Raw genomic sequence first — 23,452 nt, 5'->3', positions numbered from 1 at the left:
CTTTGATCATGGATACCAGCAAGATCAGCACTTACGGCTATCATCACCTGCTTGATCAGGACATTTTCGGCCCCCAGAAGATCAAGCTTATCAGCTATGAAAAACACTGGGACTACACGTTTGAAAACTTCTTCCACCCCTTCGTGTCGGAGTTGATCGAGCGTCTGAACATACAGGGTGTGCCCGGGATGTTGTCCCCGGAGTTTCACAAAAGCTTGCGCAAGTCATTCTTCAATTCCCTCTATTCCCCGCAGGAAACCGACAAGATCGACATCCATTCGTTCCCGAAGGAAATCGACACGCGGATGGGTGGGCCTTATGCCAACTACAATTGGGAACTGATGTTCCATGTGCCGCTGACCATTGCGGTGCACTTGTCCAAGACCCAACGTTTCGCCGAAGCGCAACGCTGGTTCCATCTGATTTTCGATCCGACCGAGAATGACCCCGATGTACCGGTGCCCACACGCTATTGGCGTTTCCTTGCCTTTCGCGAGGGCGAAGCCCAATCCATCGATACGTTGTTGACCCTGCTCAGCAAACCAAACGACGAATGCACCGACGCGGAGCTGGCCGAGAAAGAAGCGATCCTAAATGGGTATGAAGCGGTGCGAAACACCCCGTTTCAGCCCTTTGCAGTCGCGCGCACACGGACGATTTCATTCATGATGCACGTGGTGATGAAGTACCTCGACAATCTGATTGCCTGGGGTGACAACCTGTTCCAGCAATTCACGCGCGAAGCCATCATGGAAGCGCTGCAGATCTATGTGCTCGCCTCGAACTTGCTGGGCGACAAGCCGCAGCGTTCACCTGCGGGTGGAACAACCACGCCACGCACCTTTGCGCAGCTTCGGGCGCAAGGGCTTGATCCGATGGGCAATGCACTGGTCGAGCTTGAAGGCGCGTTCCCCTTCAATTTCACAACGCCAACAGGTGCGGGCACCAGTGACAGCGCTGCGCCGTTATTCGGTATGGCCCGCACGTTGTATTTCTGCATCCCGCATAATGAAAAGCTGCTGGGTTATTGGGATACGGTTGCCGACCGGCTGTTCAAAATCCGCAACTGTATGGATATCGAAGGGCAGGTTCGTCCGCTTGCCCTGTTCGACCCGCCGATCGATCCCGGAATGCTGGTCAAGGCGGCGGCGGCTGGGCTGGATATCGGCTCTGTCGTTTCGGGTTTGAATCAACCGGTCAGCCCCGTCCGCTCGCGCGTGTTGATCGAGAAGGCGGCGGAATTGGCCGGAGAGGTCCGCAATATCGGGTCGGCGTTGCTGACCGCCTTGGAAAAACGCGACGCCGAGGCACTGGCCCTGTTGCGGCAAGGTCACGAAGTCAGCTTGCAGAAACTGCAGGTCGATCTTCGTTACCTTCAATGGAAAAACACCGAGGCAGCGACGCAAGCGCTAATAGGCAGTCGTGGCGCGGCGCTTGAGCGATTGAACTATTACAAGCGCCTGCTGGGTCAGGAAGCTGATCCAAATGCGCCCGAGACCCTTGAGTTGACCCGTCAGACCCTGACAAAGGCCAATTTCGACGAAGCCTACGAAGCACTTGTTGCGCAATATGACGTGCCGGTTCAGCGGCTGGAGTTTCCCGATCTTGAGCGTCCGGGCGATGGCGATGGCGCGCAGACGTCAGGCCAAACCGGGGACGGAGACCTTCACCTGTCGAAAAAAGAGAATGAAGAACTTAACATCCTGCTGCCAATAGCCCGTGACACAACGCTGGCCAAATCGGTATTCCACTCGATTTCAGCAACCCTTACCCCGATCCCCGACCCGAAACTTGATCTGCACTATTGGGGTCTCGGCGGCACCATCGATTTTAAGGTGGGAACCGTGCTGTCCTCGGTCATGCGGATCGCGGGGGATGTTTCCGGGATGATCGCGGACTGGAACCGTGATCAGGCCGGGATGGCGGCCCGCACTGCCGCCTATGAACGTCGCGCCGATGAATGGATATTGCAGCACAATCTGGCGGCCCATGATGTGATGCAGATCGGGCGTCAGATTCTGACATCGTTGATCGCGGAACAGGCGCAGCATCGCGAATACCTGAACTTGAAGAAGGCAATCCGTCTATCAGAGCAAACCCGCGATTTCTTGCAGGACAAGTATACCAACGAAGAGCTCTATGGCTGGCTGCAAGGCGAGTTGTCAAAGCTGTATTACGAGTACTACCGCTTTGCCTTCGATACCGCGCGACGCGCCGAGCAGACCATGAAAGCCGAACTGATGCGGCCCGAGCTGGATCAGAAAACTCTGGTGCAGTTCAACTACTGGGATGGCGGTCGCAAGGGGCTTCTTTCAGGCGAGGCGCTGCTGCTGGACGTCAAGCGGATGGAGCTTGCGTATCACGAGCACAATCGCAACGAATACGAGCTGACCAAACATGTCAGCCTGCTACAAATCGATCCGCTGGCCCTGGTCAATCTGCGAAGAACAGGTCGGTGTACCTTTAAAATCCCCGAGGCCCAGTTCGATCTGGATGGGCCGGGCCATTACTTCCGCCGGATCAAGAGTGTTGCGCTCAGCCTGCCCTGTGTTTCCGGGCCCTATATCGGGACCCATGCGAAACTTGTGCATCTCAAGAGCAGCATCCGGCAACGACCGGATATCGGGGGTGGCTATGTTCGCACGGGCCCCGAAGACGACCGTTTCGCCGATATTCACAGCGCCGAAAGCAATGTGTTCAGTGCGGCGCAAATGGAAACCGGTCAGTTCGAGGGCATGCCTGATGATCGCTATTTACCATTCGAGAATGTGGGCGCAGTCAGCGAATGGCGGCTAGAGCTGCCGGCGGACCCAACGCAGGGCGATCCGCAACAGTTCGACTATGACACGATCTCGGACGTCGTCTTGCACCTGCGCTACACTGCGCGGGATGGCGGTGGACCTGTGCGCAATGCGGCGGTTGATCATCTGAAAGCCGATATCGCGGCAGACGGGACTGTGGGCAATGTGCGGCTATTCTCACTGCGGCACGAGTTCCCGACAGAATGGGCACGCTTCCGCCGCGAAACACCACCTGCGGGTGGGCGTCACGAGCTGCGGCTGACACTCCGACCCGAGCACTATCCCTATTGGTCGGCTGGTCGCCTCACGACGCTCAAACGGTGCGATCTTTTTGCTGAAAGCAGTCTGGATGCTGCTCCGGCAACAATCACGGTGTCTGATCGTTCTGATACAAGCGACGGAGGTGTGGTTCAGGACACATTGACCCGCCGTCCGGAACTGGGCGATCTGGCGGTTGGTCAGTTGGCGACGGTTCCGTTGCCCGCAGGCCCAACGGGTGAGATCGTGCTGTTTTTCGACACCGCAGAGTTCGAGGATATGCTGATGACTGTAACCTGGGGTGGTTGACGATCCTCAGCCATATAGGAGTGTCACGGATGGCGCGGACCATCCGGGGTGATCATCCAGTTTGACAGTGTCTTGTCCATTTTCCGCATCCGGTGACGCAACATGTCGCGTGTCATGCGTGCCAATGTGGCGGCGTGTTCAGGATGTTCTGCCACGTTCTCCATCTCACCCTGCCCTTCACCGTCAAACAGCATGGGCGGAAGATCAGCCGCAAACTCAACCAATGTAAACCGGTCGTCGCGCAGGATGCTCAGGCAGCTGTCCTCTAACCCCGTTTCCAGATCGCGTTGCCAGTGGGTTGGGTTCAGCGGATCAGCGAAGTCCAACTCCGAGAATGAATAGCGGCGCCAGTCAGCCGGGGTTGAGGATTCACTCTGAAGGAAGGGCAACAGCGAATGCCCATTCATGGAATCCGGTATTGTCTGCCCGATCCATTCGAGAATCGTCGGAACGATATCAATCGATTCCGTGGGTGCCTCGACCCGTTTGCCACGGGCTCCATCGGGCAAGCGCACGATCAAGGGTGTATGATAGGCCGCATCATAAACCGACATCTTACCCCAACTGTGTCGATCCCCCAGCATCTCGCCATGATCTGCGGTGACCACCAGCAACGTGTTGTCGTACTGCCCGGTTTCTTTCAAAAACGAAACCACGCGGCCGATATGATGATCTACCTCCGTGGCAAGACCCAGATAGATCGAACGCAGCGTCAGCACTACCTCGTCCGTCGGTTCAAGGTCCGGGAAGCCTTCAACAAACCCGGCAACCGTGCTGTTGGCCCGTGCCGGAGCGAAAAACGGATGCAACGCCTCTTCGGCCTCGGCGGTTAGCAGTCGCGATGGCAATGGTAGCGAGGCAGGGTCATACATTCGGTTATATGGTGCCGGGGCTACCAGCGGTGGATGCGGGCGAATGTAGGTCAGATGTGCAAACCATCCCTTGTCATCATCCGCATACGCCGGCATGGTTTCCAGAAACCGATCGGTTAGAAAGGCGGTATCGCTATCCTCGGCTGCGTAGAAGGCCGGGTCATTCAGTGCAGGCTGGCCGCCATTGGGTGCGACCGGTTTGAACACGTCAATATAGTTTTCGAACTCATATCCACGGTTTTTCAGATGAGAACGCCATGGGAATGACATCTCCAAACGCATTTCCAGCATTTCCTGAAAACCGGCCATGTGGAATTCATATGACCTGAGCGCCGGGTCTTTTGCATCAAACACGCGCGGGTCCTGTGATGTGTCGGTATATCCAAACAGCATCGGCAGATACCCTGCCTTGCGCATCTCGCTGGCGATGGTCGGTGCATCGTGGCGCAGGGGCGTGCCGTTTCGTACCGACCGGTGGTTCATCGCGTATTGCCCGGTCAGCAATGAGGCGCGCGATGGCCCGCAGGGGTTGGTAACGGAAAAGTGCCGCGTGAAAGAAACACTGTCCTCCATCAATGCGCGCATGTGAGGCAGGTCAACATGGGCCTCCAATGCCCCAAACAAACAATCCGCCCGCATCTGGTCGGTAATGATAAACAGGACGTTGTGTTTGTCTGTCATATCCCGGTGCTCCTGATCGCTGAACCGAATCTTTGGCCCTGCGCGTGTATTCCTGCCAAAACTACGCGGCGGTATTGCCTGCTTTGCCTCGGAATGGCGATACCCACCGCTCAAAAATCCACAAACGAAACCGCTAATCAACCAAAAACGGAATAATTTAGTTGAATAAGTTGTTTTTTGTGGGTTAATGTTGCTGTGCTGTGTGGGGTTTTGTGACGTTGATGCTTAAAAGATGTTGCGTAATGCAGCATCGCAGAGTGACGATACAACCGGAACACCCATGTGCAATGGCGATCCGTTAGTCATCCAGTTTACCTGTACCATGACGGCGTCTCTGAATACTGCTTAAGGCATTGCAATGAGGGACAAAAACAGATGCTAACCCCACCAAATACCGTTGCAACGCCCGAAGGTACGTCAGATATCGCGATTCACGCCGCCGAAATCGCCAATATCGCCGCGCAGGCTGCGCGCGGGTACTTTCGGGGACGTTTGGGGGTTGAGTTCAAGGCGGACGAAAGCCCGGTCACACAGGCGGACAAGGGTGTCGAGGCCGTTGTGCGACAATATTTGGCTGAGAACTTTCCAGATGACGGTATCTTTGGCGAAGAGCAGGGGTTCGAAGGTCAGGATCGGCAGAATGTCTGGATTGTAGATCCCATTGACGGCACCCGGTCATTCCTGTCGGGGCATCCGTTGTTTGGGTTCCTGTTGGGATATCTCACGAATGGTTTTCCCCGATTGGGGGTCATCGGCATGCCTGCCCTGAACGAATTTCTGATCGGCATGAAAGGTCAAGGGGCCACACTGAATGGCAAGCCTGTCTCGGTCAGCGTTACACGCCAATTGAGCGACGCAGTTTTTTTCGTCAACGAAGGCGACAAGATTTACCGGGATCATCCGGCCCTGTTTGATCGGTTGATGAATTCGGGACAGACCCGACGCTTTGCCTATGACTGCTACCCGCATGCACTGCTTGCGATGGGCCATGTTGATGCGGTCATCGATTATGATCTGCAGCCTTATGACTATCTGCCGGTTTCCGCCGTAGTTGAAGCTGCGGGCGGGATTATGAGCGATTGGGAGGGCAATCCGCTTAATCTGAACTCTGACGGTCGGGTGATATCGGCGGCGACGCCGCAATTACACGCCGAGCTTCTTGATCTGGTGAACGGATAGCAGGATGGCGATTGTCAGTTTCCTCATAAGTTTGGCCGGGGCAACAATGCTGCTGCTCTACGCTGTGCGCATGGTGCGCACGGGCATCGAGCGTAGCTATGGTGCATCGTTTCAGCGGGTGATGACGGGGCAGCGCAGCTATGCGCAGGCCTCGATGGTAGGGCTTACAATGGCCGTCGTCCTGCAAAGCTCGGCCGCGGTTGCATTGCTGACCTCCGGATTTGCGGCGGGCGGGATGTTGGCCTTTCCGACGGGGCTCGCGATGGTTCTGGGTGGCGATCTCGGCTCGGCGTTGATCATTCAGGTTCTGTCCTTCAAACTGGATTGGTTGGTGCCGCTACTGCTTGCGGTCGGCGGCTATCTGTTCGTCAAGACAGAGGCCAAGAAACCGCGCCAGTTGGGCCGTATTCTGATGGGTGTCGCATTCATTCTGATCTCGCTGCGTTTTCTGCGCGAGGCGATGGACCCAATCCGTGACAGCGCCTTTCTACCCGCCATCGCCGAGTATCTTGCGCGTGATTACATCACAGCGTTCCTGGTCGGTGGAGCGCTGGCCTTTGTCATGCATTCTTCGGTCGCTGCGATCTTGATGTGTGTGACCCTGGTGCAAATCGGGGCGATCCCGTTTGCCGCCGGGCTCTCGCTGGTGTTGGGTGCTAATTTCGGGTCCGCCTTCATCCCGGTTTGGCTGACACGCGGCATGGCCCTGTCTGCAAGGCGCATTCCCTTCGCTAATCTGGCGCTGCGGGGCAGTTGGTCAATTGTCTCGCTGTTTGCTGCCAACATGGCGCTGCGAACCGGAGTATTGGGCGATCTGCAAGGCGGGCAGATGCTGGTGAATGCACATCTGATTTTCAACGCCTCGCTTCTGGTTCTGGCCCTGCCGTTCTGCGGCATGCTGCGCGCGCCATTCGAAAAACTGCTGCCCGATCCGAAAAGTCCTGAAAGCAGCGCGCAGCCCGGGCAACCGATCAGCGCACTTGATCTCGACTCCCTCAGCAGACCCAATCAGGCCCTGTCTAACCTCAAACGCGAGCTTCTGCGGATGAGCGACATGGTTGGCGCGATGTTCCGGCCTGCGCTGGAGCTTTATCGCAGCGGCGACAAGGAGCAGATCCGGGCCATTCGGGACATGGATACTGATGTGAACGATTGCCTTTCTGGTATCCGGCAATATGTGGCGGCTATCCCCGCTGATGCGTTCGGCAAGGAAAATGCCAAGATTGCGCGGGACCTAATGGAATATGCCATTCGCCTGGAAACCGCGGGCGACGTGGTGGCCAAACGCCTGACGGCATTGGCGGATGACATGCGCAAAAAGGGGGCCGCGTTCTCGAAAGAAGGTTGGTCAGAGCTGGTCGAAATGCACGAGGGGATTGTGGCCAACCTGAAACTGGCCTCGAACGTGCTGATCTCGGACGATCTGGAAAGCGCGCGCCTGCTGAGCCTTGAGAAGACCGAAATCAAACGGGCCGAGCGTGACAGCCGCAAACGTCACCTAAAGCGTCTGCAACATGGCAGTGCGGAGAGCTTTGAAACCAGTGACATCCACCTCGAAACCCTGCGCGCCTTTCGCGAATTCAACAGCCATATCGCGGCGGTTGCCTATCCGATCCTGTATCGCAACGGGCAGTTGCTTGAAACCCGTCTGATCGAAGAAATGCCGCAGATGGAACAGGATGCGGATACCGAGGTCAAAGGATGACCGGATCGGTCGAAATCCTGAACCAGGCGGGCGTTGGGCGCGTCGTTCTGCTGTGTGAACATGCAAGCAACCGCATTCCGGCAGAGTTTGATGATTTGGGATTGTCCGCATCCGCGCGCGTCAGCCATGCCGCTTGGGATCCGGGCGCAATGGCGCTGACACGGGCGCTGTCGACAGCGCTTGATGCTCCGGTCGTGGCCTCGACCGTCTCGCGATTGGTCTATGATTGCAACCGTCCGCCCGAGGCGGCAAGCGCAATGCCCGAGAAATCAGAACTGATCGAAGTGCCGGGCAATGTGGGCCTCGATCAATCGCAACGCGATGCACGCATCCAGGCAGTGTATGCCCCGTACTGTCAGGCAGTTGCACAGGTTCTGGATGCGCGCGGTCCGGATACAGTCGTTGTGACTATTCACTCCTTCACGCCAGTCTATTTTGGGCAGCCGCGCGCGGTTGAACTTGGACTTCTCCATGACGAGGACAGCCGTCTGGTCGATGCAATGCTGGATCACATGGATCAGATCCCGCATCGCCGCACGGAACGCAATCAGCCCTATGGCCCCGCTGACGGTGTAACGCATTCGCTCCGTCTCCATGCGCTGAGCCGGGGGCTGGCCAATGTGATGATCGAAGTACGCAATGATCTTTTGGGCAATGAAATACAGGTTGCCAACATGTCCCGGGATATACTGGCGCTGCTTGAACCGGCGCTGAACGATATCACGATCAGGGAGGACGCATCGTGAGCGCGACGCTGACATTTGAGCATTTGAAGGCTGAGGTTTCGTCTGGCGAGATTGATACGGTATTGGTTTGTCTGGTTGACATGCAGGGCCGTTTGATGGGGAAGCGGTTTCATGCGGGTCATTTTGTTGCGGGAGCGTGGGAAGAGACGCATTGCTGCAACTATCTGCTGGCGACGGATCTCGAGATGGGGACGCCGGATGGGTATGCGTCGACCAGTTGGGAGCGGGGCTATGGCGATTATGTGATGAAGCCGGATCTGAGCACGCTGCGCCCAGTGCCGTGGCTGGAAGGCACGGCGATGGTGATGTGCGATGTGCTGGATCATCACGCGCATGAAGAAGTCCCACACGCGCCGCGCTCGATCCTGAAGCGTCAGGTGAACCGGCTGAAGGCGATGGGTTATGACGCCATGTGCGCCACCGAGCTGGAGTTTTTCCTGTTCGAGAAAAGCTTTGATCAGATCCGCAAGGAAGGCTTTCGCGACCTTGAGCCGATCTCGGGGTATAACGAAGACTATCACATCCTTCAGACCACCAAGGAAGAGCATGTGATGCGCCCGATCCGCAACCATCTGTGGGATGCGGGGATACCGGTCGAGAACACGAAAGGTGAGGCCGAGACCGGGCAGGAAGAGCTGAACATCAAATATGCGCCTGCGATGGAGACGGCCGAGTATCACTCGATCGCCAAGAACGCGGTGAAAGAGATTGCCTGGCAGCATGGGCATGCCGCGACCTTCCTGCCGAAATGGCATCATGAGAAAGTGGGCAGTTCCAGCCACGTGCATCAGTCGCTCTGGTCCGAGGGGCGGCCGATCTTTTTCGACGAAAAAGATCCGCTCGGCATGTCGGATGTGATGAAAAGCTACATGGCGGGTCTTTTGAAATACGCCGCCGATTACACCTGTTTCATGGCGCCCTACATCAACAGCTACAAGCGGTTCATGAAGGGGACCTTTGCGCCGACGCGGATCATCTGGTCGGTGGACAACCGCACCGCCGGGTTCCGCCTGTGCGGTGACGGCACCAAGGCGGTGCGGGTGGAATGCCGTATCCCGGGCTCGGATATGAACCCCTATCTGGCGATGGCAGGGATGCTGGCGGCGGGGATCGCTGGGATCGAAGAAGGGCTGGAGTTGCAGCCGCCGACCACGGGCGACGTCTATCAGGGAGAGACGGGGATGATCCCGGGCAATCTGCGCGCGGCGCGAGATGCGCTGCATGGCTCGGCGATGTTGCGGGCTGCAATGGGAGATGACGTTGTCGAACACTATGCGCGCGCGGCCGAGGTTGAGATCGAAGAGTTTGATCGCGTGGTGACCGATTGGGAAATTGCCCGCGGGTTCGAGCGGGCTTGAGAGGGTGAAAGCGAGGGGCCAGCCCTGCCGCCATTGGCGCTCGAACCAATGGCGCACCAATGGCGGCCCCAGAGATATTTATGGCCAGATGAAGCAGGGATCCTGCTCTCTTTAGAGATGGAGTGACTATGGGGCAGATGTTGCAATGTGTCTCGCCGATTGATGGGTCGGTCTATGCCGAGCGCGAGGTGTTGTCGCGGGAGGCCGCGTTTCAGGTTGCGGGCCGGGCGCGGGCCGCACAGGCGGCTTGGGCGGCGCGGCCCTTGCGGGAACGCATTGATCTCGTGATGGCGGGTGTGGCTGCTGTTGGCGCGATGAATGAGGAAATCGTGCCCGAGTTGGCGCATATGATGGGTCGCCCGGTGCGCTATGGCGGTGAGTTTGGCGGCTTCAACGAGCGCGCAAGCCATATGGCCGGGATTGCCGAAAGCGCATTAGCTGATATCGCGGTGGGCGAAGATGAGACGTTCAAGCGCTATATCAGGCGCATCCCGCATGGGGTGGTGTTTGTGGTGGCGCCGTGGAACTACCCCTACATGACGGCGATCAACACGGTGGCCCCGGCGCTGATCGCGGGTAATACGGTGATCCTGAAACACGCCACGCAGACCCTGCTGGTGGGCGAGCGTATGGCGCAGGCCTTCCATGCAGCGGGTGTGCCCGAAGACGTGTTCCAGAATGTCTTTCTGAGCCATGACGTGACCAACGATCTGATCGCGGGCAATGCGTTCGACTTCGTGAACTTCACCGGCTCGGTCGGCGGCGGCCAGGCGATGGAGCGCGCGGCGGCGGGCACCTTTACCGGCGTCGGGACTGAGTTGGGCGGCAAAGATCCGGGTTATGTGATGGACGATGCCGATCTGGAGGCGGCGGTTGAGACGCTGATCGACGGGGCAATGTTCAACGCGGGCCAGTGCTGCTGCGGGATCGAGCGGATTTATGTGCATGAAAGCATGTATGACGACTTCGTCGCCAGGGCGGTGGAGATCGTGAAGGGCTATAAGCTGGGCAATCCGCTGGACGCTGAGACCACCATTGGCCCGATGGCCAATGTGCGCTTTGCCGATGAGGTGCGGGCGCAGATTGCCGAGGCGGTCGAGGCTGGTGCGGTGGCCCATATCGACATCTTCCCCGAGGATGATGGCGGCGCATATCTGACGCCGCAGATCCTGACCAATGTCACCCATGACATGCGGGTGATGCGGGATGAAAGCTTTGGTCCGGTAGTGGGCATTATGAAAGTGTCCACGGATGACGAGGCCATCCGGCTGATGAATGACAGCGCGTTTGGCCTGACGGCGAGCCTCTGGACCAGCGATCTGGACCGTGCTGCGCGGGTGGGCGACCAGATTGAGACGGGCACCGTCTTCATGAACCGCGCCGATTATCTGGATCCCGGCCTGTGTTGGACCGGCTGCAAGAATACCGGGCGCGGCGGCGGTCTCTCGGTCATTGGCTATCACAACCTGACACGTCCCAAATCCTATCACCTGAAAAAGGTCACGGGCTAAGGACGCCGGCCTGCCTCGGAATGACCCCCTCGCCGGGGCAGGCCTTTTGACACGAAGGAAAGCAAACATGTCACTTGTTGGAAACTGGTCTTATCCAACCGCAATCAAATTCGGGGCCGGGCGGATCAATGAATTGCCCGAAGCCTGTGCTGCGGCCGGCATGAAGAAGCCGCTGCTGGTCACCGACAAGGGGCTGGCCGACCTGCCGATCACCACCGCGACGCTGGATATCATGGAGACCGCCGGTCTGGGCCGGGGTCTGTTCGCGGATGTGGACCCGAACCCCAATGAACAGAACCTCGAGGCCGGTGTTGCGGCCTATAACGCGGGCGGCCATGACGGGGTGATCGCTTTTGGCGGCGGCTCGGGGCTGGATCTGGGCAAGATGGTCGCCTTCATGTGTGGTCAGACGCGCCCGGTCTGGGACTTTGAGGACATCGGCGATTGGTGGACCCGAGCGGATGCCGATGCCATCGCGCCGATCATCGCCGTCCCCACAACTGCCGGGACCGGGTCCGAAGTGGGGCGCGCCAGCGTCATCACCAATTCTGAAACCCACGCCAAGAAGATCATCTTCCATCCCAAGGTGCTGCCGACCGTGGTAATCTGCGACCCCGAGCTGACGGTGGGCATGCCAAAGTTCATCACGGCAGGCACCGGTCTGGATGCGTTTGCGCATTGTGTCGAGGCGTTCAGCAGCCCGCATTACCACCCGATGTCTCAGGGCATCGCGCTGGAAGGGATGCGGCTGGTCAAGGACTACCTGCCACGTGCCTATGCGGACGGCACCGACATCGAAGCCCGCGCCCAGATGATGAGCGCGGCGGCGATGGGGGCCACCGCCTTCCAGAAAGGCCTGGGCGCCATCCACGCCATGAGCCACCCCGTCGGCGCGGTGTTCAACACCCACCACGGCACCACCAACGCGGTCTGCATGCCCGCCGTGCTCGAGTTCAACGCGCCAGTCATCGCCGACCGCTTCCAGCAGGCCGCCGCCTATCTGGGCATCGACGGCGGCTTCGACGGCTTCCGCAGCTTCGTGCAAGAGTTCAACGACAGCCTCGCCATCCCCCGCAAACTCTCCGACCTCGGCGTCACCAAAGCCGCCATCCCCGAACTGGTCCAAGGCGCAATCATCGACCCCTCATGCGGAGGGAATCCGATCGAATTGACCGAAGAAAACCTGACAACGCTCTTCAACGCAGCACACTAACAGGCTTGCCGAACCCATCCCTCACCTTTCATACTGGTCGGAGGTGAGGGAGATTTTCATGACGAAAGAGATTGTTCTGATCCACGGTGCTTTTGCCGGACCGTGGTGTATGGAGGATTATGCGGGCTTCTTTCGTGCACGTGGCTGGACGGTGCATACGCCCGCGCTACGCTACCATGGTGGCGGCCCCAAGGCAGATCCCGATCCCGGCCTCACCGACACAAGCGTCCTAGATTACGCCAATGACATTTCGGACTTCGTGCAGGGGTTGGATAGCAAACCTGTTCTACTGGGCCATGCGATTGCGGGGGTAGTGGCGCAGAAGGTGGCGTCTCGGGGGTTGGCCAGCGCAATTGTCCTGATCAACCCAAACGCGGCTTGGGGCACATTGCCGGAAACCGACGACGAACGCGCTGTGCCGCGCGCGTTGATGGAGGGTGGGGCGTTCTGGAAACAGCCCATGCGGGTCGATTTCGACCTGATGGCCCCCTTTGCGCTCAACAAGATGCCCGAGGCGCAGCAGCATGAGGTGTATGACCAGCTCGGCCCCGAAAGCGGGCGGGTGATGTTCGAGATGTTCTTCTGGATGTTCGACGACCACCACGCGATGAAGGTGGAGATCGACAAGGTCGACTGCCCGGTGCTGATCGTTTCAGGCACCGAGGACCGGGCCGTGAACCCCAACACCTGCCGCGCTCTGGCGAAGCTTTACGGAGACCGTGCGACTTTCCTGCCCGTCGACAACCACGCGCATTTTCTGTTCATGGAGCCGGGCTGGGAAGGTCCAGCCGAACGGATTGCCGACTGGTTGGATCGGAATGTTGGGTAAGATGGGGTTTCACCCCATCGTCCCCGCTCCGCTTTGATGGGTTGGAAACCCATCCTACGTCAGTTGTTGGTTTGAAACGTGCTCTGTGGTTTCCAGACCAGAGAACCATCGTCATTGCGATGACACCGCAGCAGCCGTTCCTCGCGCGTGCTGATGGTTGAGGTGACGGTGTTGTCACCGGTCAGCAGGATGAAGGCGTCTGGCGAATAGGCCATGCCGTCATAGTAGCAAAACCGCGTCTCGGCCCCGTCCGGAATGGGCGATGCAGTGCTGAGCATCTGCTGCGCGGGGGCTGCCGAGGCAAGCAGGGTCAGGGCCAGCCCTAGGGTTAGTGTTTTCATGTCGTCCTCCCGTTCGGAAATGTGTTGGTTGTCAAATTAGGTCTTGGGCGCTCGGAACCTCATATGTCGTTCTTGGATGACGGATTGAGGGTAAGTGTGAACGGGATCAACGGGTTAGGCAAGGGGGTTGCGGTGTGCCGGGCTGAAGCCCGGCCTACTGGTTGGGAAGCACCGTACTATCTACCAGTTGCTTGATGCAAAGCATCAAGCACGCGCCCAACCCGCCCCCGTGGGCGGGCGCGATGGTTGCGATAAAGCGCGAAGGGTGGAGTATTTATGGCAGAGATTTCTCTGAGGATGCCAAAAACAGAATGCAAGATGCAGTCATGTTCAGCATAAATTTGACCACCTCGTCTGAGACGACTGTCGGAGTACTACCTTGCCCATGACCACTTTGTTTGTTTCGCCCAGTTGGTACGCTACTCTCCAACAAAGATCGAAGTGTATTGAACTGGTTCTGCCAAAAGCTTGGAACAAGACCTTGATCAAACATGATTTTAATTAGTGCTTTAGCGGTATCGTTCTTGTCAAATGCCCAACCATGCTTCACGCAAATGGCCTTCATCGTGCTTTCAAAAGACTTGAGGCAATCGTTCAGGGCTTCTTTATTCTTGCCTTGTCTTTGATGGTCAAAGGCACTTAGAAACTCTTGCTGTGCGCCAGAGTATTCCGGCTCAGATAAGAAACGCAGCACAGGTTTCACAATTTCTTTGTGGGTAAACTCTGTATCTTTGCGAATGATCTGCCCGTCGTCGAAACTGAATCCAATTCCGTGTTCAGAAAACCGTTCATTCAACTCCTCTATCGCATCGTCGGCCGCAGATGCGTGATCATTGCTCCAATCACGGCAAATATTGTCAATCACACGGAAACTCAATTCAATTACGTCAATTGCTTGATCGGCATCCGCGGAACTTAAGAAGAATGCCCTCAACTCTTCTCTGAAGTTCTCCCGGTACTGTCTAACCAGTTCTAATTTTCCATATTCCTTTCGGAGGGTCTGAACGATTAGGCTAAATGCGCCTTTGGCGTCTCCAACTCCATAACGTTCATTGTAATCTCTTTGGGTTCCGATTGTGCTATCCCACAGATACAGCACTTGAACGCGTAGCTGTTCAGGGGTCTCATCGTATGTAAATACGTCCGGAACCTCGCCAAGCGCTCGTCTTCTTCGCTTGGAATAAAGATCAAAAACCGCCATTAAATCAAATTCTCAAACATCCAACTCCTCCACAAACCGCGCGTTCTCTTGAATGTATTGGAAACGCAGTTCGGGTTTTTTGCCCATTAGGCGCTCGACCAGATCACCTGTCTCGCCGGGTTCGTCCTCGTCAATAGTGACGCGGATCAGTTTGCGGGAGGCGGGGTCCATCGTGGTCTCTTTCAGGTCCTTGGCGTCCATTTCGCCCAGACCCTTGAAGCGCGAGACGTCGATCTTGCCCTTGCCGCCCAGACCTTTTTCGAGCCATTCGTCGCGCTCGGCCTCGTCCAGACAATAGACGCGTTTGGCGCCTTGGGTCAGGCGATAGAGGGGCGGGCAGGCGAGGTAGAGGTGACCTGCATCAATCATGGGTCGCATCTGGGTAAAGAAGAACGTCATCAGCAACGAGGCGATATGCGCTCCGTCCACATCCGCGTCGGTCATGATGATGATCTTGTCATAGCGCAGGTCGTCGACGTTGAACTTGGTGCCAAGGCCAACACCCAGCGCTTGGGTCAGGTCGTTGATTTCGGCATTGGTGCCCAGTTTCGAACTGGCCGCGCCCAGCACGTTCAGAATCTTGCCGCGCAGGGGCAGCAGGGCCTGCGTTTTGCGGTCCCGGCCCATTTTGGCGGACCCGCCCGCCGAGTCGCCCTCGACGATGAATAATTCCGTGCCGTCGCGTGTTGAACTACTACAGTCCACCAACTTGCCGGGGAGACGAAGTTTCTTAGTGGCGGACTTGCGTTGTGTTTCCTTCTCGGCCCGTCGGCGCAGGCGTTCTTCGGCTCTCAGGATGAGGAAGTCGAGGATCGCCCCGGCGGATTTCGTATCAGCCGCCAGCCAGTTATCGAAATGGTCGCGGACGGAGTTTTCGACCAGCCGCTGCGCCTCGACCGTGGCCAGACGGTCTTTGGTTTGGCCGACGAATTCCGGTTCCGAGATAAAGCAGGACACCAGCGCGCAGCCTCCGGTGATTAGGTCGTCACGGGTGATCTGACCTGCTTTCTTGTTATTGATCAGCTCGCCATAGGCCTTGATCCCCTTGAGGACCGCAGCCCAGAAACCGGCGACATGTGTGCCGCCTTCGGGGGTGGGGACAGTGTTACAGTAGGACTGGATGAACCCGTCGCGTGAAGGCGTCCAGTTGATCGCCCATTCGACTTTGCCGGGGGTGCCGAACTTCTCGTTAAAGTCCACGGTGCCAGCAAAGGGCTGCTCGGCATAGGTCGACGAGCCGTTCATCGTCTCCTTCAGATAGTCCGACAGACCGCCGGGGAAGTGAAAGGTGGCCTCGGTCGGGGTTTCGCCGTCGTCGATGGCAGATTTCCAGCGGATTTCGACGCCCGAGAACAGATAGGCCTTGGAGCGGATGGATTTGAATAGGCGCGCGGGTTTGAATTTGTGGTGGCCGAAGATGTCCGCGTCGGCGTGGAACGTGACGGTTGTACCGCGCCGGTTGGGCGCTGCGCCTACTTTTTCCACCGGACCTAGAGGGATACCGCGCGAGAAGCGTTGTTCGAATAGCTGTTTGTCGCGTGCCACCTGCACGACCATCGAATCCGACAGGGCATTCACCACCGATGCACCCACACCGTGCAGACCGCCCGAAGTCTGATACGCCTTGCCCGAGAATTTACCGCCTGCGTGCAGGGTACAGAGGATCACTTCAAGTGCCGACTTGTCGGGGAACTTGGGATGCGGGTCGATCGGAATGCCGCGCCCGTTGTCACGAACGGTCAGGGCGTAATCTGCGTGCAGCTCGACCTCTATCCGGTTGGCATGGCCCGCAACAGCTTCGTCCATTGAGTTGTCGAGTATCTCGGCCACCATATGGTGCAGCGCCCGCTCATCCGTGCCGCCGATATACATGCCGGGGCGTTTGCGCACCGGTTCCAGCCCTTCGAGCACCTCGATGGACGAGGCGTCATAGGTGGAGGTCGCTTCTGGCGTCAACAGATCGTCGGGCATGGGTGCTGCTCTTGTTTTTGAGTTTCCCCCATTATGGCAGGTGATGTGGTCCGGGGGAAGAGGGACGCGAGGTGTTGTATCCGGTTTGTCGGGGCCAACGGAACCGGAGCGATATTCAGCGCTGTATTGCAGCGCGTTTACAATGACAGCCAGAGAGTCTTGTCTTTAAAGCCACCTCGAACAAGAGAACTTTTCTCAAGCACATCCGAATATTCGTCATCCCAATCACGGAACCGGTCATTTGTGACGATAGCAGCGCCGAGATCCCGCGCTACCTGAAGGACTAGCGGGTCGGCAGGAGTACCCTTCGGCGCAACCATCACGTGGCTGCATGGCAACCCAAGCAAAGCCGCAAGGGAACTGTCGTTCATATAGCGATCTGAGATTTTGTATCCTACATTGGCATCAAAGACGACGCCCGGTGTCCGCCCCTTTGTCTTCAACTCGTCGACAACCTCGCGCACTGTGGCGATATTAGGAACACCGCCTTTCCAGTGCAAAACATTTGATCCATCGACGACAGCCCAGTTTTTCGAAGTTTTGAGCCGGCGTAGCCTTTTTCCGAACAGCAGCAGCAAACTTGCCAATGCGCACGGTCCTGTCAGCAATAACCAATCTGAGAACGCTGGATTGAACATAGCTATAGCAGAGCCAAAACAAGACAGGGCAAAAATACAGATGAGAGGGCACACAGTTGAAAAGTCTTTGGTCAGAAAGTTGTTTCAATAGGGACGTAGCAGACAGTAGGGGTGGCTGCCCAGCATATATCAGTGATGCAAAACAGATTGATATTAAACCGCGAGCTTTCCAAGGTCTCGTCATGTTTCGAAATCCCGTTTAGGCTTTGTTCCGGAAGCAGAAATTAGGGAGCAGAAGAATTGAGCTGGATCAGAACCATTCCATTCGAAGAGGCGACGGGAAAGCTGAGGAGGCTTTATGACCGGGTCACCGGGCCGGACAACAATGTGGACAATATCATGATGGCGCACAGCCTGCGGCCGCATTCGATGGAAGGCCATATGGCGATGTATAAGGCCGTGCTGCATCACTCGGGCAACAAGATACCGAAGTGGTTTCTTGAGGTGCTGGGCGTGTGGGTCAGCTCTCTGAACCGATGCGGGTATTGCGTGGAACATCACTTTTCCGGATTGCAGCGGTTGCTGCAGGATGAGGCGCGCGGCAATGCGATCCGTGCGGCGATTGAGGCGCGTGATCCGGCGGCGGCTCCGCTGGATGCGGCGCAGGTCGAAGCGATGAGATATGCGCGCAAGCTGACCGAGGCACCCTGTGATCTGACCGAGGCGGACGTGATCGCTCTGCGAGAGGCGGGGTGGGAAGATGGCGAGATTCTTGAGATCAATCAGGTGTGTTCGTATTTCTCCTATGCGAACAGAACCGTTTTGGGTTTGGGGTGTTCGACTGACGGAGACGTTTTGGGCTTGTCGCCGAACAACTCGGACAATCCTGATGATTGGGGACATCGGTAAGTGCGGGGCTGGCCGCTCCCCCCCTATGTATTTTGGGGTCATGTAAAGAACGGGCATAGGCTTGTTCTTTGACGCCCCGACAAAACCTATGTCAATTTGACACCAATCAAAGCGCGCCGTGTGACAATCGGCTAAGCATCTCCTCGACAGTGAAACCGAGGAGAACATGTATGGATGCGGCACCCCAGATCAAACAAAAATCATCTCAGATCAAAGCTGTAACTGACCTGAAGGCGGATGCCTCGGCACCAACATCCGAGAAAATCCGGCAAGCTTTTGAGAGCGGCAAGTACCCCTATGGCCGCAAGATGGCACGCAAGGATTACGAGGCGCAAAAGGCCGAGCTGCAGGCAGAGTTGCTGAAGGTTCAATTGTGGGCGCAGGAGACCGGGCAGCGGTTTGTGCTGTTGTTCGAGGGCCGCGACGCCGCCGGCAAGGGTGGGACCATCAAGCGGTTCATGGAGCATCTGAACCCGCGTCAGGCGCGTGTGGTCGCATTGAACAAGCCGACGGATGAGGAGAAGGGGCAGTGGTATTACCAGCGTTATGTGCAGCAGCTGCCCACCGTGGGCGAGATGGTGTTTTATGATCGGTCCTGGTACAACCGTGCGGGCGTCGAGCGGGTGATGGGCTTCTGCTCACCCAATGAGTATCTGGAATTCATGCGGCAGACGCCCGAGTTGGAGCGGATGCTGGTGCGTTCGGGCATTCAACTTTACAAGTACTGGTTCTCGGTCACGCAGGAAGAGCAGCAGCGGCGCTTTGGGAGTCGTGAAACTGATCCGTTGAAGCAATGGAAACTGTCACCGATTGACAAGGCTAGCCTGAGCAAATGGGATGACTATACCGAGGCGAAAGAGGCGATGTTCTTCTACACCGACACCGCTGATGCGCCCTGGACGATTGTCAAATCCAACGACAAGAAACGCGCGCGTCTGAACTGCATGCGGCATTTCCTGTCGACGCTGGACTACCCGGACAAAGACCTCAGGATCGTTGGTGAGCCTGATCCGTTGATAGTTGGGCAGGCGCATCACGTAATTCATAACTCGGACCATATTCTGGGGACAGCGCTGCATCCTGACGCGAAGATCGGCTGAAAATCGATAAACTGTAAAGCAGTTGCACCAAAGGTGATGGCTTGCGTCGCTTTGTTCTCATTAGTCTCATTATGAAATAAGTTTGTTCCGCTCTTGTCTCGGGCAGCGCGCAAGCCTAAGGCTGGCGGAATGAACAAGGTGATGACATATCCCGGCCATTTGCGCGCAATCGCGGTGCTGGGCCTGCCGTTGATTGGCGGGCATCTGGCACAGTATGCGATTGGTTTGACCGATACAGTCATGCTGGGCTGGTACGGTGTCGAGGCGTTGGCTGCCGTGACGCTGGCCAACAGCTATTATTTCGTCCTGTTCCTGTTTGGTGCCGGGTTTGGGTGGGCTGTAATGCCGATGGTGGCGACCGCTGCCGCCGAGGAGAATGAGACCAGCATTCGTCGCTCCACTCGCATGGGTCTGTGGCTATCACTGATCTATGCGACGGTGATGATGCCTCTTTTGTGGTGGTCCCATCCGATCCTGATTGCTTTGAAGCAAGAGCCGCAAGTTGCTGAAACTGCGTCAGTATACCTGCGGGTCGCGGGGTGGGGCTTGTTCCCGGCGCTGTTGGTGATGGTCCTGAAGTCCTATTTGGCCGCACTTGAGCGGACGCAGATTGTGCTGTGGATCACGATTGTTGCAGCTGTGGTCAATGGCGTGACCAACTATGCGCTGATCTTCGGAAACTGGGGCGCGCCCGAACTTGGGGTGATTGGTGCGGCTATCGCGTCAGTGGTGACGCAGATCGTATCATTGGTGGCGGTCGTGATCTATGCGGTGCGTGCGTTGCCGGAACACAGCTTGTTTCAGCGGTTTTGGCGCCCGGATTGGGAGATGTTCATGAGCGTGCTGCGTTTGGGCGTTCCCATCGGTCTGACGACACTGGCGGAGGTGTCGTTGTTCGCGATCTCTGCTGTCATGATGGGCTGGTTGGGTCCAGTGCCGCTGGCAGCTCACGGGATTGCGTTGAACCTCGCCTCGGCGACGTTCATGGTTCATTTGGGCTTGTCTAATGTGGCGACTATTCGGGCGGGCAACGCGTTGGGTCGACGGGATCGGGCGCATCTTGAGAAAGGCGCGATTACGGTGACCGGGATGTCGTTGATCGTGTCGGTCTTGACGATTGTTCTATTCCTGACATGCGCTGAGCCCCTGATCTCGCTGTTTATGGAGGCTGATGATCCGCAGCGGCCACAGATCCTGCTAATCGGCACTGGCCTGCTGGCGATGGCTGCGTTGTTCCAGCTGGTCGATGGGGCGCAGGTCATCGCACTAGGCCTGTTGCGAGGTTTGCAGGATGCAAAAATACCGATGGTGATGGCCGCACTCAGCTATTGGGTGATTGGTATCCCCGCTTCGTACTATTTCGGCTTTGTTCGAGGTATGGAGGGGATCGGAGTCTGGCTTGGCCTCGTGATTGGCCTCGCTTGTGCTGCCGTATTGTTGATGGCGCGCTTCTGGCTAAGGTCGGTGCGCTATGTAGGAGAAGTTCCCGCCTAGGGGATCATTCTTTGCTCATCCGGTCGGATTTCTTTCGAACAAGTACCGACCGCAAGTCGTGCATTGCCATCAGCAATGGGTCGGTCACGTCCTCTAATTGCGCATCCGTTGCTTTAGACTGAGCCCATTGCGTGGTCAGATTCAGGTAGTCAACCGCACGGTGTATATCATCCACATCGCGGCGGGATAGCAGGGCTTTGCGCTCTTCCATCCAGCGCGCGATTTCATCGTTGTCGGCGTCGCTTAGTACACGCTGGCCCTGCGGTTTGACCTCGCCATTGCGGATGTTGATGACCGCGATCTGTTCCATCTCGATCCGGCGATGGCGATTTTCCGTGTCGATCCTGAACACCGCTGCCCCATTTTCGCGCACGCGGAAATAGTATTCAGGCAGGGCTGTGGACATAACAAACTCCGGTATCAGGTGAGCGCGGCGCAAAAACGTTGGATGCGTGTGCAGGCTTCAGTCAGGGCTTCATCAGAGGTCGCATAGCTGACGCGGAAATTGGGGGACAGACCAAAAGCTGCGCCAAACACAACCGCCACGTCGGCCTCTTCCAGCAGGGCGATTGCGAAGGTTTCGTCCGAATCTATCACAGTGCCCGCGGGTGTGGTTTTCCCGATCAAGCCTGCAATTGATGGATAGACGTAGAAAGCGCCTTCGGGTGTCGGGCACGAGATACCGTCGATTTGGCTGAGCATGTCGACGACCAGATCGCGACGGCGTTTGAAGATCTCATTATTCGGCGCAAGGAATGCTTGAGTTCCATTCAGAGCCTCGACTGCTGCCCATTGGCTGACCGAACTGGGATTCGAAGTTGATTGAGATTGCACCTTGCGCATCGCGGCGATCAACTCGACCGGGCCTGCCGCATAGCCAATACGCCAACCGGTCATGGCATAGGCTTTGGAGACGCCATTGCAGGTCAGCGTCCGATCATAAAGTCTCGGTTCCACCTGTGCGGGCGTGCAGAACTCGAACCCGTCATAGGCCAGGTGCTCATACATATCATCGGTCATCACCCAAACATGCGGATGCCGCATCAGGACATCTGTCAGTTCTTTCAGTTCAGCCCGGCTATAGCCCGCTCCGGTGGGATTCGAGGGTGAGTTGAAGATGAACCATTTCGTTTTAGGTGTGATTGCGGCTTCCAGTTGATCCGCTGTCAGTTTGAAATTGGTCTGCAGCGAAGTTTCGACGATCACTGGTGTGCCACCGGCCAGCAACACCATGTCCGGGTAGCTGACCCAATAGGGCGCGGGGATGAGGACCTCATCGCCCTCGTTCAGCGTAGCCATCAGCGCGTTGTAAAGCGTCTGCTTACCCCCGGTCCCGACCGAGACCTGAGCGGGCGTATAGTCCAATCCGTGGTCACGCTTCATCTTGGCGCAAACCGCCTGTTTCAGCTCGGGGATGCCGTCCGGAGCAGTGTATTTGGTCTTGCCCGCAGCGATGGCGGCCACGGCGGCGTCCTTGATGTTCTGCGGCGTGTCGAAATCGGGCTCGCCTGCGCTCAGCCCGATCACATCGCGCCCGGCGGCCTTCAGCTCGGCTGCTTTGGACGTCATCGCGATGGTGGGCGAGGGTTTTACGCGTGACAGTGTCGCAGACAGGAAACTCATGGTCGGCCTCGGTTTGTATGTTCAGCTCGACTGTCATAGGGTGCGCCGAAATAACGATCAAGCCAATTGAGTTTTACCCTTTGGAGACCCCGATGAACGACGAAACAGACTGGTTCGGACCGGACACCGCAACCTTCGGGGATCGCGTTGCTGGCGCACGCGAAGCCGCAGGCATGACGCAGACCCAATTGGCCCGCAGGCTTGGTGTCAAAAAAGCCACGATCACTTCGTGGGAAGATGATTTGTCGGAACCCCGCGCGAACAAGCTGTCGATGATGGCGGGGCTGCTGAATGTCTCGATCATGTGGCTTCTGACGGGCGAGGGCGACGGCATGGACGAAACAAGCCTGCATGGCGATACGGACTCGGAATTGCGCGATCTCGTTGCAGAGCTACGCACGATCCGAGGTGAGATGCGAGCCAACTCCGAGCGGCTGGCCCGCGTCGAAAAAGCGCTGCGTCTGAAATTGGAACGCAATCAATGACCGAGCCGCGCGAGACCCGGATCAAGCGCATGAAAATGCGTTCGATGCGGCGGGGCATCAAAGAGATGGATTTGATCCTGACGGCATATGCCGATCGCAATCTGTCTTCTATGGACGAGGCGGGATTGGACACATACGATGCCTTGTTGCATGAAAATGACCAGGACCTGTATCAATGGGTCACTGGTCAGGCCAGCCCGCCGGAACCGCTGGCCGAATTGATCGCGGATATCGCGCAAACCTTTCAAAAATAAGCAATCATCAGGCTTAACCGATTTTTCGGGAATT

Annotated in this window: 20 protein-coding genes; 13 read left to right on the top strand and 7 right to left on the bottom strand. The window is 57.3% G+C overall.

The features are described from left to right. The first annotated feature begins 8 nt into the window (after positions 1 to 8). Positions 9 to 3,368, top strand: coding sequence for a Tc toxin subunit A-related protein (locus AC2TEM_RS04420; protein WP_170426364.1), 3,360 nt, complete (start codon positions 9 to 11; stop codon positions 3,366 to 3,368). 23 nt (positions 3,369 to 3,391) lie between these two features. Here AC2TEM_RS04420 and AC2TEM_RS04415 read toward each other — a convergent pair whose 3' ends face one another. Next, on the bottom strand, positions 3,392 to 4,921 hold the full coding sequence (locus AC2TEM_RS04415) for a sulfatase-like hydrolase/transferase (protein ID WP_170426366.1): 1,530 nt from the start codon (positions 4,919 to 4,921) through the stop codon (positions 3,392 to 3,394). A 375-nt stretch (positions 4,922 to 5,296) separates the two neighbouring features. Between AC2TEM_RS04415 and AC2TEM_RS04410 the strand changes: the two genes are divergently transcribed. From AC2TEM_RS04410 to AC2TEM_RS04380, 7 genes are all read left to right on the top strand, one after another. Beyond that, positions 5,297 to 6,100 carry an inositol monophosphatase family protein gene (locus AC2TEM_RS04410; protein ID WP_170426368.1) on the top strand — a complete coding sequence of 268 codons (804 nt, stop codon included), beginning with the start codon at positions 5,297 to 5,299 and terminating at the stop codon, positions 6,098 to 6,100. Between the two features lie 4 nt (positions 6,101 to 6,104). After that, positions 6,105 to 7,805, top strand: coding sequence for a Na/Pi cotransporter family protein (locus AC2TEM_RS04405; protein WP_170426370.1), 1,701 nt, complete (start codon positions 6,105 to 6,107; stop codon positions 7,803 to 7,805). After that, positions 7,802 to 8,551, top strand: coding sequence for an N-formylglutamate amidohydrolase (locus AC2TEM_RS04400; protein ID WP_170426372.1), 750 nt, complete (start codon positions 7,802 to 7,804; stop codon positions 8,549 to 8,551). Before AC2TEM_RS04405 ends, AC2TEM_RS04400 begins: the two co-directional genes overlap by 4 nt. Beyond that, the gene (locus AC2TEM_RS04395; protein WP_480856007.1) at positions 8,548 to 9,909 is read left to right on the top strand and encodes a glutamine synthetase family protein; all 1,362 of its coding nucleotides are present in this window, start codon (positions 8,548 to 8,550) and stop codon (positions 9,907 to 9,909) included. Before AC2TEM_RS04400 ends, AC2TEM_RS04395 begins: the two co-directional genes overlap by 4 nt. A 128-nt stretch (positions 9,910 to 10,037) precedes the next feature. Next, positions 10,038 to 11,420, top strand: a complete 1,383-nt coding sequence (locus tag AC2TEM_RS04390) for an aldehyde dehydrogenase family protein (RefSeq protein WP_170420977.1) — start codon at positions 10,038 to 10,040, stop codon at positions 11,418 to 11,420. Positions 11,421 to 11,487: 67 nt separating this feature from the next. Then, positions 11,488 to 12,633 (top strand): iron-containing alcohol dehydrogenase, encoded by a 1,146-nt coding sequence (locus AC2TEM_RS04385; protein ID WP_170420979.1) that lies wholly within the window; start codon positions 11,488 to 11,490, stop codon positions 12,631 to 12,633. A gap of 58 nt (positions 12,634 to 12,691) precedes the next feature. Next, complete coding sequence (locus AC2TEM_RS04380) at positions 12,692 to 13,462, top strand: alpha/beta fold hydrolase (RefSeq protein ID WP_170420981.1); 771 nt, start codon at positions 12,692 to 12,694, stop codon at positions 13,460 to 13,462. 59 nt (positions 13,463 to 13,521) lie between these two features. On the opposite strand, the gene AC2TEM_RS04375 is transcribed toward AC2TEM_RS04380, so the two are convergent. From AC2TEM_RS04375 to AC2TEM_RS04360, 4 genes are all read right to left on the bottom strand, one after another. After that, entirely contained in the window at positions 13,522 to 13,803 is a 282-nt protein-coding gene (locus AC2TEM_RS04375) for a hypothetical protein (protein ID WP_170420982.1), read from the bottom strand. Positions 13,804 to 14,077: 274 nt separating this feature from the next. Beyond that, a complete protein-coding gene (locus AC2TEM_RS04370) occupies positions 14,078 to 15,004 on the bottom strand; it encodes an STM4504/CBY_0614 family protein (RefSeq protein WP_170420983.1) in 927 nt (308 codons plus the stop codon). A 12-nt stretch (positions 15,005 to 15,016) separates the two neighbouring features. After that, the gene (gene parE, locus AC2TEM_RS04365) at positions 15,017 to 16,975 is read right to left on the bottom strand and encodes a DNA topoisomerase IV subunit B (protein WP_170420984.1); all 1,959 of its coding nucleotides are present in this window, start codon (positions 16,973 to 16,975) and stop codon (positions 15,017 to 15,019) included. Between the two features lie 137 nt (positions 16,976 to 17,112). Further along, positions 17,113 to 17,613 carry an NYN domain-containing protein gene (locus tag AC2TEM_RS04360; protein ID WP_170420985.1) on the bottom strand — a complete coding sequence of 167 codons (501 nt, stop codon included), beginning with the start codon at positions 17,611 to 17,613 and terminating at the stop codon, positions 17,113 to 17,115. Between the two features lie 240 nt (positions 17,614 to 17,853). On the opposite strand from AC2TEM_RS04360, the gene AC2TEM_RS04355 reads away from it, so the two are divergent. The 3 genes from AC2TEM_RS04355 to AC2TEM_RS04345 all read left to right on the top strand — a co-directional run bounded on the left by AC2TEM_RS04355 (position 17,854) and on the right by AC2TEM_RS04345 (position 21,056). Further along, complete coding sequence (locus tag AC2TEM_RS04355) at positions 17,854 to 18,462, top strand: peroxidase-related enzyme (RefSeq protein ID WP_170420986.1); 609 nt, start codon at positions 17,854 to 17,856, stop codon at positions 18,460 to 18,462. A 170-nt stretch (positions 18,463 to 18,632) separates the two neighbouring features. Next, the gene (ppk2, locus tag AC2TEM_RS04350; protein WP_170404818.1) at positions 18,633 to 19,562 is read left to right on the top strand and encodes a polyphosphate kinase 2; all 930 of its coding nucleotides are present in this window, start codon (positions 18,633 to 18,635) and stop codon (positions 19,560 to 19,562) included. A gap of 129 nt (positions 19,563 to 19,691) precedes the next feature. Beyond that, the gene (locus AC2TEM_RS04345; RefSeq protein ID WP_170420987.1) at positions 19,692 to 21,056 is read left to right on the top strand and encodes an MATE family efflux transporter; all 1,365 of its coding nucleotides are present in this window, start codon (positions 19,692 to 19,694) and stop codon (positions 21,054 to 21,056) included. Positions 21,057 to 21,060: 4 nt separating this feature from the next. Here AC2TEM_RS04345 and AC2TEM_RS04340 read toward each other — a convergent pair whose 3' ends face one another. Together AC2TEM_RS04340 and AC2TEM_RS04335 are read right to left on the bottom strand one after the other, a co-directional pair. After that, positions 21,061 to 21,462 carry a hypothetical protein gene (locus tag AC2TEM_RS04340; protein WP_170420988.1) on the bottom strand — a complete coding sequence of 134 codons (402 nt, stop codon included), beginning with the start codon at positions 21,460 to 21,462 and terminating at the stop codon, positions 21,061 to 21,063. Positions 21,463 to 21,476: 14 nt separating this feature from the next. Then, entirely contained in the window at positions 21,477 to 22,679 is a 1,203-nt protein-coding gene (locus tag AC2TEM_RS04335) for a pyridoxal phosphate-dependent aminotransferase (protein WP_170420989.1), read from the bottom strand. A 92-nt stretch (positions 22,680 to 22,771) separates the two neighbouring features. On the opposite strand from AC2TEM_RS04335, the gene AC2TEM_RS04330 reads away from it, so the two are divergent. Both AC2TEM_RS04330 and AC2TEM_RS04325 read left to right on the top strand, forming a co-directional pair. Next, the gene (locus AC2TEM_RS04330) at positions 22,772 to 23,164 is read left to right on the top strand and encodes a helix-turn-helix domain-containing protein (RefSeq protein ID WP_170393655.1); all 393 of its coding nucleotides are present in this window, start codon (positions 22,772 to 22,774) and stop codon (positions 23,162 to 23,164) included. After that, on the top strand, positions 23,161 to 23,418 hold the full coding sequence (locus tag AC2TEM_RS04325; RefSeq protein ID WP_170393653.1) for a succinate dehydrogenase assembly factor 2: 258 nt from the start codon (positions 23,161 to 23,163) through the stop codon (positions 23,416 to 23,418). The genes AC2TEM_RS04330 and AC2TEM_RS04325 overlap by 4 nt, the downstream gene beginning before the upstream one ends. The last annotated feature ends 34 nt before the right edge of the window (positions 23,419 to 23,452 follow it).

It is taken from the genome of Ruegeria sp. HKCCD3925 (genome assembly GCF_057221175.1).
Note: the sequence above shows the minus strand (reverse complement) of the source record. Positions and strands in the feature narration are given on the sequence as shown.

Excerpts from the sequence above, each read along its gene's own strand:
- AC2TEM_RS04340 (WP_170420988.1), bottom strand. The coding sequence starts at position 21,462 with ATGTCCACAGCCCTGCCTGAATACTATTTCCGCGTGCGCGAAAATGGG.
- AC2TEM_RS04405 (WP_170426370.1), top strand. The coding sequence starts at position 6,105 with ATGGCGATTGTCAGTTTCCTCATAAGTTTGGCCGGGGCAACAATGCTG.
- AC2TEM_RS04325 (WP_170393653.1), top strand. The coding sequence starts at position 23,161 with ATGACCGAGCCGCGCGAGACCCGGATCAAGCGCATGAAAATGCGTTCG.
- AC2TEM_RS04410 (WP_170426368.1), top strand. The coding sequence starts at position 5,297 with ATGCTAACCCCACCAAATACCGTTGCAACGCCCGAAGGTACGTCAGAT.
- AC2TEM_RS04385 (WP_170420979.1), top strand. The coding sequence starts at position 11,488 with ATGTCACTTGTTGGAAACTGGTCTTATCCAACCGCAATCAAATTCGGG.
- parE (WP_170420984.1), bottom strand. The coding sequence starts at position 16,975 with ATGCCCGACGATCTGTTGACGCCAGAAGCGACCTCCACCTATGACGCC.
- AC2TEM_RS04380 (WP_170420981.1), top strand. The coding sequence starts at position 12,692 with ATGACGAAAGAGATTGTTCTGATCCACGGTGCTTTTGCCGGACCGTGG.
- AC2TEM_RS04420 (WP_170426364.1), top strand. The coding sequence starts at position 9 with ATGGATACCAGCAAGATCAGCACTTACGGCTATCATCACCTGCTTGAT.
- AC2TEM_RS04375 (WP_170420982.1), bottom strand. The coding sequence starts at position 13,803 with ATGAAAACACTAACCCTAGGGCTGGCCCTGACCCTGCTTGCCTCGGCA.
- ppk2 (WP_170404818.1), top strand. The coding sequence starts at position 18,633 with ATGGATGCGGCACCCCAGATCAAACAAAAATCATCTCAGATCAAAGCT.
- AC2TEM_RS04415 (WP_170426366.1), bottom strand. The coding sequence starts at position 4,921 with ATGACAGACAAACACAACGTCCTGTTTATCATTACCGACCAGATGCGG.
- AC2TEM_RS04400 (WP_170426372.1), top strand. The coding sequence starts at position 7,802 with ATGACCGGATCGGTCGAAATCCTGAACCAGGCGGGCGTTGGGCGCGTC.
- AC2TEM_RS04345 (WP_170420987.1), top strand. The coding sequence starts at position 19,692 with ATGAACAAGGTGATGACATATCCCGGCCATTTGCGCGCAATCGCGGTG.
- AC2TEM_RS04390 (WP_170420977.1), top strand. The coding sequence starts at position 10,038 with ATGGGGCAGATGTTGCAATGTGTCTCGCCGATTGATGGGTCGGTCTAT.
- AC2TEM_RS04360 (WP_170420985.1), bottom strand. The coding sequence starts at position 17,613 with ATGTTCAATCCAGCGTTCTCAGATTGGTTATTGCTGACAGGACCGTGC.
- AC2TEM_RS04330 (WP_170393655.1), top strand. The coding sequence starts at position 22,772 with ATGAACGACGAAACAGACTGGTTCGGACCGGACACCGCAACCTTCGGG.
- AC2TEM_RS04335 (WP_170420989.1), bottom strand. The coding sequence starts at position 22,679 with ATGAGTTTCCTGTCTGCGACACTGTCACGCGTAAAACCCTCGCCCACC.
- AC2TEM_RS04370 (WP_170420983.1), bottom strand. The coding sequence starts at position 15,004 with ATGGCGGTTTTTGATCTTTATTCCAAGCGAAGAAGACGAGCGCTTGGC.